Annotated in this window: 14 protein-coding genes; 12 read left to right on the top strand and 2 right to left on the bottom strand. The window is 32.8% G+C overall.

Translation table 11 applies throughout. The annotated features are described in order from the left end of the window. The first annotated feature begins 97 nt into the window (after positions 1 to 97). From OEA66_RS10480 to OEA66_RS10460, 5 genes are all read left to right on the top strand, one after another. Positions 98 to 1,672 (top strand): sodium:solute symporter, encoded by a 1,575-nt coding sequence (locus tag OEA66_RS10480; protein WP_267281549.1) that lies wholly within the window; start codon positions 98 to 100, stop codon positions 1,670 to 1,672. Beyond that, positions 1,672 to 2,688 carry a WG repeat-containing protein gene (locus OEA66_RS10475; RefSeq protein ID WP_267281321.1) on the top strand — a complete coding sequence of 339 codons (1,017 nt, stop codon included), beginning with the start codon at positions 1,672 to 1,674 and terminating at the stop codon, positions 2,686 to 2,688. The genes OEA66_RS10480 and OEA66_RS10475 overlap by 1 nt, the downstream gene beginning before the upstream one ends. A 187-nt stretch (positions 2,689 to 2,875) precedes the next feature. Continuing rightward, complete coding sequence (locus OEA66_RS10470; protein WP_267281320.1) at positions 2,876 to 3,727, top strand: transketolase; 852 nt, start codon at positions 2,876 to 2,878, stop codon at positions 3,725 to 3,727. Between the two features lie 7 nt (positions 3,728 to 3,734). Then, positions 3,735 to 4,394 (top strand): hypothetical protein, encoded by a 660-nt coding sequence (locus OEA66_RS10465; RefSeq protein WP_267281319.1) that lies wholly within the window; start codon positions 3,735 to 3,737, stop codon positions 4,392 to 4,394. A 13-nt stretch (positions 4,395 to 4,407) separates the two neighbouring features. After that, positions 4,408 to 5,352 carry a transketolase family protein gene (locus OEA66_RS10460; protein ID WP_267281318.1) on the top strand — a complete coding sequence of 315 codons (945 nt, stop codon included), beginning with the start codon at positions 4,408 to 4,410 and terminating at the stop codon, positions 5,350 to 5,352. A 243-nt stretch (positions 5,353 to 5,595) separates the two neighbouring features. On the opposite strand, the gene OEA66_RS10455 is transcribed toward OEA66_RS10460, so the two are convergent. Beyond that, entirely contained in the window at positions 5,596 to 7,308 is a 1,713-nt protein-coding gene (locus OEA66_RS10455) for a T9SS type A sorting domain-containing protein (protein WP_267281317.1), read from the bottom strand. 240 nt (positions 7,309 to 7,548) lie between these two features. Between OEA66_RS10455 and rpmB the strand changes: the two genes are divergently transcribed. The 5 genes from rpmB (at position 7,549) to OEA66_RS10430 (ending at position 9,514) form a co-directional block, all read left to right on the top strand. After that, positions 7,549 to 7,791, top strand: coding sequence for a 50S ribosomal protein L28 (rpmB, locus tag OEA66_RS10450; RefSeq protein ID WP_034760742.1), 243 nt, complete (start codon positions 7,549 to 7,551; stop codon positions 7,789 to 7,791). Positions 7,792 to 7,794: 3 nt separating this feature from the next. After that, positions 7,795 to 7,977 carry a 50S ribosomal protein L33 gene (gene rpmG / locus OEA66_RS10445; protein ID WP_027373683.1) on the top strand — a complete coding sequence of 61 codons (183 nt, stop codon included), beginning with the start codon at positions 7,795 to 7,797 and terminating at the stop codon, positions 7,975 to 7,977. 19 nt (positions 7,978 to 7,996) lie between these two features. Further along, entirely contained in the window at positions 7,997 to 8,149 is a 153-nt protein-coding gene (locus tag OEA66_RS10440) for a DUF4295 family protein (RefSeq protein ID WP_066755245.1), read from the top strand. Positions 8,150 to 8,255: 106 nt separating this feature from the next. Then, entirely contained in the window at positions 8,256 to 9,209 is a 954-nt protein-coding gene (ftsY, locus tag OEA66_RS10435; RefSeq protein ID WP_267267273.1) for a signal recognition particle-docking protein FtsY, read from the top strand. Positions 9,210 to 9,256: 47 nt separating this feature from the next. Beyond that, complete coding sequence (locus tag OEA66_RS10430) at positions 9,257 to 9,514, top strand: GlsB/YeaQ/YmgE family stress response membrane protein (RefSeq protein ID WP_267281316.1); 258 nt, start codon at positions 9,257 to 9,259, stop codon at positions 9,512 to 9,514. Positions 9,515 to 9,582: 68 nt separating this feature from the next. Here OEA66_RS10430 and sppA read toward each other — a convergent pair whose 3' ends face one another. Continuing rightward, a complete protein-coding gene (gene sppA / locus OEA66_RS10425; protein WP_267281315.1) occupies positions 9,583 to 11,337 on the bottom strand; it encodes a signal peptide peptidase SppA in 1,755 nt (584 codons plus the stop codon). 19 nt (positions 11,338 to 11,356) lie between these two features. Here sppA and folK point away from each other — a divergent pair, with 19 nt between their 5' ends. Both folK and OEA66_RS10415 read left to right on the top strand, forming a co-directional pair. Further along, the gene (gene folK, locus OEA66_RS10420) at positions 11,357 to 11,770 is read left to right on the top strand and encodes a 2-amino-4-hydroxy-6-hydroxymethyldihydropteridine diphosphokinase (protein ID WP_267281314.1); all 414 of its coding nucleotides are present in this window, start codon (positions 11,357 to 11,359) and stop codon (positions 11,768 to 11,770) included. Positions 11,771 to 11,795: 25 nt separating this feature from the next. Then, positions 11,796 to 12,896: an OmpA family protein gene (locus tag OEA66_RS10415; protein ID WP_267281313.1), complete on the top strand. Its 1,101-nt coding sequence runs from the start codon at positions 11,796 to 11,798 to the stop codon at positions 12,894 to 12,896. The last annotated feature ends 41 nt before the right edge of the window (positions 12,897 to 12,937 follow it).

The following is a 12,937-nucleotide window of genomic DNA, read 5'->3' as shown; positions in this document are numbered from 1 at the left end:
TGTAAGTTATTATATAGTCAAAACTTCCATCATCCAAAAACTCAACTTCTCTCCCACTTCCTAAAAAAAACTATATTTGCTGAAATTAATTTCAAGCATGAATTCCGGAACTATCCTTTTGCTATTTGTTTTTGTTTATTTCATCGGTTTATTGGTGATTTCTTATTTCACAAGCCGAAATTCCGATAATCAATCGTTTTTTATCGGTAACAAAAAAAGTAAATGGTGGCTCGTTGCCTTCGGAATGATTGGAACCAGCTTAAGTGGCGTTACTTTTATTTCAGTTCCGGGAACGGTCGGGAAAATGACCGGAAGCGAGTATATTTTCGGAGGTTTCGAATACTACATGATGGTTATCGGATTTTTTATCGGATATTTTATCGTTGCCGCCATCCTTCTTCCGCTCTATTATAAGATGAATCTTACTTCTATTTATACCTATTTAGGGAAAAGATTCAACGTGGAAGCACACAAAATTGGTTCTGTGTTTTTTATTGTTTCAAGAGCGATCGGAGCAACCGCAAGGTTGTATTTGGTAGTTAATGTTTTACAGATTTTCCTGCTTGAAGGTTTAGGTGTTCCGTTTTGGGTAACTGCATTAGTACTTTTATTGATGGTGCTTTTATATACTTTTGAAGGTGGTGTAAAAACCATTGTGATTACAGATACTTTGCAGACTTCGTTTATGATTATCAGTTTGATAGCATGTATCGTGTATATTTTATCTAATTTAAATTTATCATTTGGCGAAGCTTACACGATTTTAGAACAGAAAAATTATACTCATTTCATTAATTTCGACCCGAATTCTAAAACATTTTTCCTGAAAACCATTTTAGGAGGAATCTTCATTACCATTGCAATGACTGGATTGGATCAGGAAATGATGCAGAAAAATATCTCGGTTGATAATCTTCAAAATTCAAAGAAAAACATGCTGACTTTTGCAGGAACTTTGCTTTTTGTAAATCTTGCATTTTTGTTTTTGGGCGGCTTGCTTTATCTTTTTGCGTTGCAGAATGGCGCAGGATATTCTCAAATCACAACACTTGTTGAAGGTAAAGAAGTTGTTTCAAATGTTTTCGGATTTAAAGATGCTACAGGAAATATTGTCAACGTTATGGGAGATGATCTGTTCCCTTCTTTGTCTCTTCAAGGGCATTTTCCGATGATTATTTCTGTGATTTTTATTATTGGTTTGATTTCCGCACTTTTCCCATCTGCAGACGGAGCTTTAACCGCAGTGACAAGTTCATATTGTGTAGATTTGTTGAATTTAAATGAAGATAAAAACAAAACCGAAAAAGAAAAAAAACGGTTGAGAATGAAAGTTCATTTGACGTTTACCCTCGTTTTCTTTATTTTAATTATGGTTTTCAAAGCAATGAATGATAAGTCGATCGTTTATTTAATTATGGAAATCGCCGGTTACACTTATGGACCACTCCTTGGACTTTTCGCTTTCGGAATCTTTACTAAATTTAAAATATCAACAAAATATTCCATTCTCGCAGTGACGCTTTTGGCTCCTGTATTAACTTACATTATTAATATGTTGGTCACCAATTATACCGATTATAGAATTGGCGTAGAACTGATTATTCTGAACGGATTGCTAACTTTCACTGGATTGTGGCTGGTGAAGAATAAGAATTATTTGAAAGTAGTTTAATGATTAATCATTTAAACAACTTAAAGATGTTATTAAATAAAACAAAATTATTAATCACAATAATTACATTATTAGTTGTTACAAGTAACGTTTCTGCACAAGATCAAATGGCTCAATTTTCTGATAAAATAGATTTTAATATTCTTAATGAAATTATTAAAATGTCAGATGATACGGTTTATGTTAGCAACACAAACAAAAATCATTTATCAGAAGATGGTCTTTTTTATTTTTATGATAAAAATGGAAATAAAGCAATTGAAATGGGTTATGAAGTTGCTTATCCCTTTACAGGAAAATCTGCAATTGTTAAAAGCAACGGCAATTGGGGGCTTATCAATCGTCTCGGTGAATTTATTTATCAATCACAATTTCCTTTTCCAATAAAGTTATCTTCTTATGAAAAATACGGAATTTTCGATGATGGAAGAATTATATATAACTTAAGAAGTGGTACACAACAGTCTGGGTTCATCAATTGCGCCGAGCCTATGACTCCCGATTATTCCATTGTCAAAACACAGTCAAAAAAATATGAATTAGTACATAAAAAAGATCAAAAATCTATTTTCAAATCAGAAATGGATTCAATTATTTCACAGAATTTTTTAATATATAGTAACAGTCAAAATTTACTCATCTTAAAAAAGAAAGATAAATACGGATTATTTCTTTCTAATGGTAATGAAATTTTGAAAATTAAACATGAAAAAATTCAGTTCTTAGGAAAGTATATAATGTTACTTGAAGATAAAGTTTGGAAATACTACTTATTTGAAAATAACAAGTTAAACTTAATTATTTCTTCAGAATTTCAATGTACTAGTCCGACTTATCAAAGCAATGCTATTGGTGTATATTCAAAAGATAAAAAATACAATATATTAAAAATCAATGGTGAAAATTTATCTCAAGAATTCGATTACATTAGTGTAGAGGGAACTTTTGGAATTAAGAATAATTCTGTAATGATTTTTAATTCAAAAGCTGATTTTTACATTTTTTATAAAAAGTAAAATTACCTGCCAAAGTATCTGTTTAAATATTTCTCATCAAATTTAAAATAAAATCTTTCAAAACTTTGTCTAAGATTTTCAACTCTAGCAAATTAATCAAACAAAATCCAGGGAAAATACTTGGATTTTTTGTATTTCCGTAAGCCGACAAAAAATTGTAGATTTGTGTGCAAATAAATCAAAAAGAATGAGTAAAAGTATTGAAGAGCTGAAATCTCTTACAACACAGATCAGAAGAGACATTTTAAGAATGGTTCACGCTGTAAATTCAGGTCATCCAGGTGGAAGTTTAGGCTGTACAGAGTACTTCACAGCACTTTATGGAAAAGTAATGAACTACAAATTACCATTCACGATGGAAGGTAAAAACGAGGATCATTTCTATCTTTCAAACGGTCACATTTCGCCGGTTTTCTATTCTACTTTAGCTAGATTTGGCTTCTTTCCGGTTGACGAATTAAGAACTTTCAGAAAGCTTGATTCAAGATTACAAGGTCACCCTACAACTCATGAAGGTTTGGAAGGAATTAGAATTGCTTCAGGATCTTTAGGACAGGGACTTTCTGTTGCTTTAGGTGTTGCGCAAGGGAAAAAATTAGACGGAGATCAATCTTTGGTTTATACACTTCATGGTGACGGAGAATTGCAGGAAGGTCAGGTTTGGGAAGCTTTGATGTATGCTGCAGCTAAAAAAGTAGATAATGTGATTTCTACAATCGATTATAACGGACAACAGATTGACGGAAGCACAGAAAATGTACTTTCATTAGGAAATCTTCATGCGAAATTAGAAGCTTTCGGATGGACAGTTTTGGAAGAAAAAAACGGTAACGATCTTGAAGCTGTAATCGCAATTCTTGAAAGAGCAAAAACCGAAACAGGAAAAGGGAAACCAGTGGTAATCATTCTTCATACTATCATGGGCAATGGTGTAGATTATATGATGGGAACTCACGCTTGGCACGGAAAAGCTCCAAATGACGAGCAATTGGATACGGCTTTCAAACAATTATACTTAGAAGCTCCTGCAGATTATTAGTAGAGTGATGAAAGCATTATTTATTCCTTTTTTAATCTTTGCCTCAACTATATCTTATGGTCAGAAAACAATCACTCTAAAATATGAGATTGAGTATGCAACAGGTGAAAAAATGTATGTAAATAATAACAACAACTTTGTGCTCTATGAAAAATCTCAAGAATCTCCGTGCAACATAATCTCTTTACAAAATCAAAAATTCAACTGTTTTAGAGGAAATATCAAGACAAAATTCAATCTTAGCCCTACAGACAAATACAATTGGGGAATAAATGATGTTGTAAATAAATTTGAATTGCTTTACAATGAAAAAAAAGGAATTGTAGATATTAATGGATTCAAGGCTAAAGAATATGTTGTTCTTAAAAACAATGAAGTTTTTTTCCGTGTTTACATAGATACCAGCTCTAAAATAAACAATACTGATTTTTTAAATATGATTGTTGACAGTCCTTTCTCTGAAATCAATTTCCCAAAAGGCTTGATACTAGGAATACAAAATAGGAAAGTTCAGGATTCTATACTTTTTCAAATCAAAAAAATTTCAGAAGTAAATCAAGTCATTAGATATGATATTGAAAATGACATTAAGAAAAATATTGAATTAGAGCAAAAAGAAAATAGTAAATTTAAATCTCCCGGAGTGACGGATAGACCTCCTTTTTAAAAATTAAATTCATATGAAATATACATATACAGAAAAAAAAGATACACGTTCAGGATTTGGGGCTGGATTAGCTGAATTGGCTGATAAAAACCCAAATGTTGTAGCACTTTGTGCAGACCTTATCGGTTCTTTGAAAATGGAAAAATTCATCGAAAAAGCTCCTGAAAGATTTTATCAAGTTGGTATTGCTGAAGCAAATATGATGGGATTGGCTGCAGGTTTAAGCATCACAGGAAAAATTCCTTTTACGGGAACTTTTGCTAACTTCTCTACTTCAAGAGTGTATGACCAAATTCGTCAGTCGATTGCATACTCAAATAAAAACGTAAAAATCTGTGCTTCGCATGCAGGCCTTACTTTAGGTGAAGACGGTGCGACACATCAGGTTTTGGAAGACATCGGAATGATGAAAATGCTTCCGGGAATGACGGTTATCAACACTTGTGACTACAACCAAACGAAAGCGGCTACTCTAGCGATTGCTGACTTTGAAGGTCCTGTTTATTTAAGATTCGGAAGACCGGTAGTACCTGTATTTATTCCTGAAGATATGCCTTTTGAAATCGGAAAAGGAATTCTTTTGCAGGAAGGAACTGATGTAACAATCGTTGCAACAGGTCACCTTGTTTGGGAATCTTTGGTTGCTGCAGATGAATTGGAGAAAGAAGGTATTTCTTGTGAAGTAATCAACATTCATACAATTAAACCTTTAGACGAAGAAATCATTTTAAAATCAGTGGAAAAAACCGGTAAAATCGTTACTGCTGAAGAGCACAACTATTTAGGAGGTTTAGGAGAGTCTATTGCCGGAATGTTGGCTAGAAGAAGACCTACAAGACAAGAATTTGTTGCTGTAAATGATACCTTCGGAGAATCTGCAACTCCTGCAGAATTAATGAAGAAATATAAAATAGATGCTGCTGCTGTGACAGAAGCTGTGAAAAGAATTTTAGCATAATATTTTCTCAATATATATAAAAAGCACCCAAATTTTGGGTGCTTTTTACTTTTCGTAGTTTCGCTCCTACGGAGCTCAAATATTACAAACACAATTATTCTCTACAAAGATTTTGTTTAAAGAGTAAATTGATTTCTATAACTGTAAATTAAAAAAAGCCGAAAGATTTCTCTTCCGACCATAACCAATGCAAATTGATTTTCTCAGTTTAATTAGAGTTTAAAATCAAATTCAAACTACTACTTATTTGATCATTAGTTTTTTGTTAACCCAATTATCTTTAATCTTAATTTTCAGGATGTACATTCCTTTCGGAAGATCAGAAACGGTTATTGACTGATCGCTGTTGAGCTGTACATTTAGCTTTTTCCCATCCATTGAGTACATTTCCACTATGGAAGCCGTTTCACCTTTAATGAAAATTTTTTCAGAAGCCGGGTTTGGATATATTGACAGTTGCGTTTTTGAAGAGAAACCATCTACACTTAATGTATGTTCAACAGACGGCTCAGAATAAACTTTTGATGCATCAATTGATCTCACACTCCAGTACACATCTTGAATTGATGGATCAAGTATTAAAAACCAAGAAGGTGTCGTCACCACATATTTTGCGACATCTTGCGCTCCCGGAGTCGTTCCCACTTTAATTTCATATTGTAAAGCATTTACAGGAGTTTTATCGTCCGTCGCACCACTCCATGTAAAATTGAACGTATTTCCTGTTTTTGTTAAATTTAAATTTGCTGGAGCCGTTGGTTTTAAATTAGCTGCTGTGGAAGTATTTTGATATAATTTGGTAAATGAATTCAAATCCTGATCTGCCCAATCAAAACCAGTCATCAAAACGTCTAAATGATTATTTCCATCATAATCAAAAAGCCTTACATTTCCTGTTCCTCCTAAATTATATAAAGAAGTATTGCTTGCTTTTGTAAAAGAACTGGAAGTTGTATTGTATAGAAATACATTAACAACTCCGTCATTATTTGCATCATCACCAATTACAATAAAATCATAGTATCCATCATTATTAAGATCTCCAACATCAACACTTGAAGCCGAAAGGCCTTCATTAGGTATTTCGGTTTCGGCAAACTGACCTGTTCCATCGTTTATAAAAACACCGAGATATTCATCATAATTATCATCCTGACCAATTGCTACCAAATCTAAAAAACCATCTCCGTTAAAATCTGCATAAGCCATTTTTCCACTTGCTAAAGGTAGAAGAGTTTGAGATAGCTGAAGTCCATTATTTGAATTTAAATAAGTTTTAAAAACAGGATTCGTATTTTCATCATAACCAAAGACGACAACATCCAGAAGGTTATCATTATTTAAATCTAACACTTTAAAACTACCATTCTGAGTTCCAGGAAGCCATAATTGATTTAATTGAAAGCCAGTTACTGTATTTTGATAAAGGCTCAAATCATAGACAAAACCAGTTCCATCAACATATTGTGTACCATTAATAGCATAGTCTTGTTTACCATCGTGATTTAAATCAAAAACTTCAATTGAACCGTAGATTTTCCCTGCAGTATCTTCCACTTTTGCAAACCCTGTTCCATTATTCAGAAAACGATAATGCTTATAATTAACAACATTATTATAGCTCAAACCTGTGGAAACAATATCGAGCAGACCATCATTATTATAATCTATAAATTTAATATCTCCCAAATGTGTAACATCGATTCCCAAATTTCCATATGCAGAAAAAACGCCGTTATTATTGGAATAAATTTCATTAAATGTAATATCGGCATTACCGTCTGCGTCGTTATCTATTGCCCCGTTGTAAACGACATCCGGTTTTCCGTCATTATTAAAATCTCCAATGTCACTTGAACCATAATAGAAATTTTTGATGTTGCTAGAAACTTCGGAAAATGTTTGCGACTGAAACAACATCGGAATAAAAAAAGCAAAAACATATAATCTTTTCATTTTATTTTTATTTAGATTAATTAAAAACAAAGATAGCCTCAAATATTATTTTAACGGTTTTTATTGAGACTGACATTTATCATCTGCTCAAGTATAAAAGACATTTTACAATGTTCTTAAATTTGTAACTCATTAAAAATGATAAATAATTATTAGAAAATTTATTTAAAGACTTGTCTATCTAAAAAATTATTTGTTATTTTGCAACCTCAAATATTATACAAATAAGAACATCGAGATATGTCAAGAATTTGCCAGATAACAGGAAAGCGTGCAATGGTTGGTAACAACGTTTCCCACGCTAATAACAAAACGAAGCGTCGTTTTGAAATTAACTTATTGGAAAAGAAATTTTACCTTCCAGAGCAAGACAAGCACGTTACGCTTAAAGTTTCAGCTCATGGATTGAGAATCATTAACAAGATTGGAATCGAAGAAGCTATCGAAAGAGGCATCAGAGAAGGATTGATTAAAAAGAACTAAATCATGGCAAAAAAAGGAAATAGAGTTCAAGTAATTCTTGAATGTACAGAGCACAAAGAAAGTGGTATGCCGGGAATGTCTAGATACATTTCTACAAAAAACAAAAAGAACACTACAGAAAGATTGGAATTGAAAAAATACAATCCTGTTCTTAAGAGATCTACCCTTCACAAAGAAATCAAGTAATTTATAAATATAATTTACCATGGCAAAGAAAGTAGTAGCAACCCTACAAAGCGGACAGTCAAAAAAAATGACTAAAGTTGTGAAAATGGTGAAGTCATCTAAATCAGATGCTTACGTTTTCGAAGAAAAAGTAATGAATGCAGACGAAGTAGACGCTTATTTGAAAAAATAATCAGTCACTTTATTTACAATATAAAAACTACTCATTTTTTGGGTAGTTTTTTTGTTATCTTTGTGTGTACAAGACAAAGTAAGATTATAAAAATCAAAATTCTAAGATGAGTTGGTTTAAAAATATTTTTAAAAAAGAAGAAAAAGAAACTTTAGATAAAGGATTGGAAAAATCTAATCAGGGTTTCTTTGAAAAAATGACTAAAGCCGTAGTCGGCAAAAGCAAAGTAGATGACGAAGTTCTGGATAACTTAGAAGAAATACTTATTGCTTCCGATGTAGGCGCTTCTACAACCATCAAAATCATTGAGAGAATTGAGGAACGTGTCGCAAGAGACAAATATGTAGGTGTAAATGAATTAGACCAAATTCTACGTGATGAAATTTCCGGACTTCTTTTGGAAAACCCTCACTCAGGAAGCGGAAATATTGATACTTCAAAAAAACCATACGTAATTATGGTTGTCGGTGTAAACGGCGTCGGAAAAACTACAACCATAGGGAAATTAGCTCATCAGTTTAAATCTGAAGGCAAAAAGGTAGTTTTGGGTGCAGCAGATACATTCAGAGCTGCAGCTGTAGACCAATTGGTTATTTGGAGTGAAAGAGTTGGCGTACCAATCGTAAAACAAGAAATGGGTTCTGACCCTGCTTCTGTTGCTTTCGACACGGTACAAAGTGCAGTTGCTCAAGATGCAGATGTGGTGATTATTGACACTGCAGGAAGACTTCACAATAAGATTAATTTGATGAATGAACTTTCTAAAATCAAAAGAGTGATGCAAAAGGTAATTCCTGATGCTCCACACGAGATTTTATTGGTTCTAGATGGTTCTACAGGTCAGAATGCTTTTGAACAGGCAAAACAATTTACAGCAGCAACGGAAGTTAATGCTTTAGCGGTAACAAAATTAGACGGTACTGCAAAAGGAGGCGTTGTTATTGGGATTTCAGATCAATTTCAAATTCCGGTAAAATATATAGGTGTTGGAGAGAAGATGCAGGATCTCCAACTTTTTAATGGTACAGAGTTTGTAGATTCATTTTTCAAGAAGAGGTAATTTTCTTAAAAATAAACACATTTACTAACATTAAAAATTAAAAAACTATGGGATTTATTACATGGATTATTTTTGGCCTTTTAGCAGGAGCACTTGCTAAAGTTATCATGCCTGGAAAACAAGGCGGTGGCTGGCTTATAACAATCATTTTAGGTATTGTTGGAGCTTTTATCGGCGGACTAATCGGAGTTTATGTTCTTCATTGGGGAGACGTCGATTCTTTCTGGAATTTCAGAAGCTGGTTTCTTGCCATCGGAGGTGCATTACTTGTACTTTGGCTTTACGGAATGGCTACTAGAAAATAAAAAAGTTTAAAAAATAAAAATCCCGATTTGAAAATTTCAAATCGGGATTTTTTATGAACAATAATAATTTAGTTAATCTTGATTTTGTAAGGCATTTCCATTTTCACCTCAGACTTTAATTTTTCATCGGTAAGCTGCTCTAAAACTTCGTAGTTGGCTTTACCAATTTTATTTTTAATCACTCTTGCAGAAATATCATCTTCATTTAAATCTTCAAAAATCTGTTCAAAAGCTGTCATTTTCTTAGGATAAGAAGCAACGTTGTATGATTTTAAGTTTGCTTTTTGTGCTGCAAATTTTACAGCATCATTTAAAGTTCCCAGTTCATCAACCAATCCGATTTCTTTTGCGCGAACACCGCTCCAAACTCTACCTCCACCAACACTATCGATTTGTTCGAAAGTTTTCTTTCTGTTCTGCGTTACAAAATGAACAAATCTTTTGTAAGTTCCTTCCACACTTCTTGTCATTAAATTTACTCCATAAGGCGTAAGACCGTGCAATGAAGAATAATATGCTGAATTGGCATTGGTTGCAACAATATCAGAACGAACTCCATTTTTATTGGCAATATCTTTAAAATAAGGCATTACTCCGAAAACTCCGATTGAGCCAGTTAAAGTATTAGGTTCAGAATAAATTTTATCTGCTCCCATTGCAATATAATATCCTCCTGAAGCAGCATAGTCACCGAATGAAACAACAAGAGGTTTCTTCTTTTTCAACTGTTGAAGTTCAAATAAAATTTCATCAGAAGCATTCGCACTTCCACCCGGAGAATTAATTCTTAAAACTACTGCTTTCACTTTATCATCTTCCTGAAGATCTTTGATATATTTAATATACTTTTCCGAATAAATTTCGTTGTATTCATCTCCATTATTAATAGAACCTGAAGCATATAAAACAGCAACCCTGTCGCCAGACTTTTCTTTATCTGTAAACGAATCAATATATTTATGAAGAGAAACTCTGTTTAATTTATCACTAGCTTTTAGATTCAATTTTGCTCTGATAATTTGGTCGTACTCCGTTTTTTGAATTAATTTATCTGCCAATTTGTATTTTAAGCTTAAATCAGGAATCATTCCGTATAAACTATCCACAACAGTTTTAAATTCTTCAGCTTTCATTTTTCTTGAAGCTGCCATTTTTGATGAAGTATTTCCCCAAATATCATTCAATAAAGTACTCAGTTGTTCTTGGTTTTCAGGAGAAATATCATTTCTTAAAAACGGCTCAACAGCAGATTTGAATTTTCCGTGACGGATAACTTCGATTCCTATTCCATATTTTTCAGCAAAATCTTTAAAGAAAGTTACTTCAGTTGCTAAACCTTTTAATTCAATTCCACCAGATGGATTTAAATAATACTGATCAGCAACAGAACCTAAATAATAAGAAGCCTGCGAAACTGAATTCCCGTAAGCGTAGACGAATTTTCCGCTCTTTTTGAAATCTTCAATAGCACTTCTTAAATCATCAATTTGTGTAGTTCCTGCGTTAAAATTATCTACCTCAATACTTATTCCCTTTATATTATCATCTTCTTTAGCTTTATGAATAGCTTCCACAGCATCATAAATAAGAATGTTGCTGTTTTTATTTTTCATATTGAAAATACTCTGCTGTTCTTCTGTAGGACTATCGATAATAGTTGTATTCAGATTAATAGTTAAAACAGAATTCTTTTTCACCGAAACAGATTTTTCTCCACCCATTGAACCAACGGCAATCATTATGATAAAAAAGAAGAAAAACACGAAGCATAATAGTACAATAGCCACTATATTTGCCAATACATTTTTAAAGAAACTCTTCATAAACAATCATTTTTCTTATATGTCGCAACATACAGTCGTTTTGTTACTCGGAAGTAACATTGGTGAACAAAAAAAAAATATTGATACCGCTTTAAACAAAATAAGCGAGGCCTGTTCTATATTAAAAAAAAGTGAATATTTAACATCCGAACCCGTAGAATTTGCCAGTTCTAATATTTTTTGTAATATTGCAACAATAATATCCACTCACCTCTCGCCAATACAACTGCTTGATTACGTGAAAAAAATAGAGATTGAAATGGGACGACTTACTGACTCTACAATCTCAAAAGTTTACACCGATAGAATAATCGACATTGATATAGTGAAGTATGATGAGTTGAAATTCTCATCAGAAAGATTAGAAATCCCTCATAAGAAACATCTTTTTGAAAGGGAATTTTCTCAGATATTATTGAAAAATTTTAGTTAAAAAAACAACAAATAAAACATATTGTATGAAATTAGGTTTATTATTATTGGCAGCTTTGCCTATTGCTACTTATGCTCAGGACAGTATTTCGGTAAACTCCACAAACGAATATCCCAATACGTTTTCTTCCGGTTCTGCAGACATTCAAAAATTTGACAACAAAGCTCGGAAATTTAATGATTGGTCTATTTCTATTGGAGGTGGTCCTGCTGTTATGGCTTTTGCAGATCTTACTTCTTTTTATGATAAGAAAGTAAATTGGGGCTGGAATGCTTACGCAAGCGTTGATAAGCAAATATCCCATACATTTGGTCTGAGTTTACAATACCAAATGGGTAAAACAAATCAACAAGGAAAATTACCAAATAATCCTGCCGCTGGTGTTGCTAATGCTTGGACTGAATATCAACAAGTTTCATTATTAGGAGACATTAATCTTTCTAATCTTTTAAGAAGAGTTGATAATCATTCGCATTACAGATGGGCATTACATGGATATCTTGGTGGTGGTTTTATGGGCTATAAAACTGAGCTTATAGATAATGATGCTTCCAGATGGAGCACAAATCCTCCAAGAATCCCAATTATGATTGATCAAAAACTTGGTATTGAATCATTTTTCATGCAGGCTGGAGTTGGTTTGAAATATAACGTTTCAAAACTTATTGACATTGAAGCAAGAATGATGTATATCAACAGTTTTGATGAAGAATTCGATGGCGGTGGTGAAGGTAGAGCTTTAGAAAATCCTAATGGGGACAGAATTAATTATAACTTAATTAATGATTCTTATTCAGATGCAATGATGACCTTCAATTTAGGTTTATCTTTTAAATTAGGAAAACATCAAACACATTTAGCTTGGCATGATCCTTTACAGGAAGTCTATTACAGAGCGAATCTATTAGAAAATACAACAAATGAATTGGTTGTCTGCGAAAAAGGAGATAACGATAACGATGGAGTTTGTGATGATTGGGACAGAGAACTCAACACTCCTGCAGGTGCAAGAGTTGACGGCGCTGGTGTAGCATTGGATATGGATCTTGATGGTGTAATCGACTTATACGATAAGTGTGTTACAGTACCAGGTTCACCAAATAATAACGGTTGCCCAATCAACTAATGTTTTGCAAAAAATAATCATTTAATTAACTAAATAAAAAA

This window comes from Chryseobacterium luquanense (assembly GCF_026460945.1).
GTDB lineage: Bacteria > Bacteroidota > Bacteroidia > Flavobacteriales > Weeksellaceae > Chryseobacterium > Chryseobacterium luquanense.
This window is presented reverse-complemented; position numbering and strand designations above follow the sequence as displayed.

Coding starts and splice junctions, on each gene's coding strand:
- OEA66_RS10480 (WP_267281549.1), top strand. CDS start 98: ATGAATTCCGGAACTATCCTTTTGCTATTTGTTTTTGTTTATTTCATC.
- OEA66_RS10475 (WP_267281321.1), top strand. CDS start 1,672: ATGATTAATCATTTAAACAACTTAAAGATGTTATTAAATAAAACAAAA.
- OEA66_RS10470 (WP_267281320.1), top strand. CDS start 2,876: ATGAGTAAAAGTATTGAAGAGCTGAAATCTCTTACAACACAGATCAGA.
- OEA66_RS10465 (WP_267281319.1), top strand. CDS start 3,735: ATGAAAGCATTATTTATTCCTTTTTTAATCTTTGCCTCAACTATATCT.
- OEA66_RS10460 (WP_267281318.1), top strand. CDS start 4,408: ATGAAATATACATATACAGAAAAAAAAGATACACGTTCAGGATTTGGG.
- OEA66_RS10455 (WP_267281317.1), bottom strand. CDS start 7,308: ATGAAAAGATTATATGTTTTTGCTTTTTTTATTCCGATGTTGTTTCAG.
- rpmB (WP_034760742.1), top strand. CDS start 7,549: ATGTCAAGAATTTGCCAGATAACAGGAAAGCGTGCAATGGTTGGTAAC.
- rpmG (WP_027373683.1), top strand. CDS start 7,795: ATGGCAAAAAAAGGAAATAGAGTTCAAGTAATTCTTGAATGTACAGAG.
- OEA66_RS10440 (WP_066755245.1), top strand. CDS start 7,997: ATGGCAAAGAAAGTAGTAGCAACCCTACAAAGCGGACAGTCAAAAAAA.
- ftsY (WP_267267273.1), top strand. CDS start 8,256: ATGAGTTGGTTTAAAAATATTTTTAAAAAAGAAGAAAAAGAAACTTTA.
- OEA66_RS10430 (WP_267281316.1), top strand. CDS start 9,257: ATGGGATTTATTACATGGATTATTTTTGGCCTTTTAGCAGGAGCACTT.
- sppA (WP_267281315.1), bottom strand. CDS start 11,337: ATGAAGAGTTTCTTTAAAAATGTATTGGCAAATATAGTGGCTATTGTA.
- folK (WP_267281314.1), top strand. CDS start 11,357: ATGTCGCAACATACAGTCGTTTTGTTACTCGGAAGTAACATTGGTGAA.
- OEA66_RS10415 (WP_267281313.1), top strand. CDS start 11,796: ATGAAATTAGGTTTATTATTATTGGCAGCTTTGCCTATTGCTACTTAT.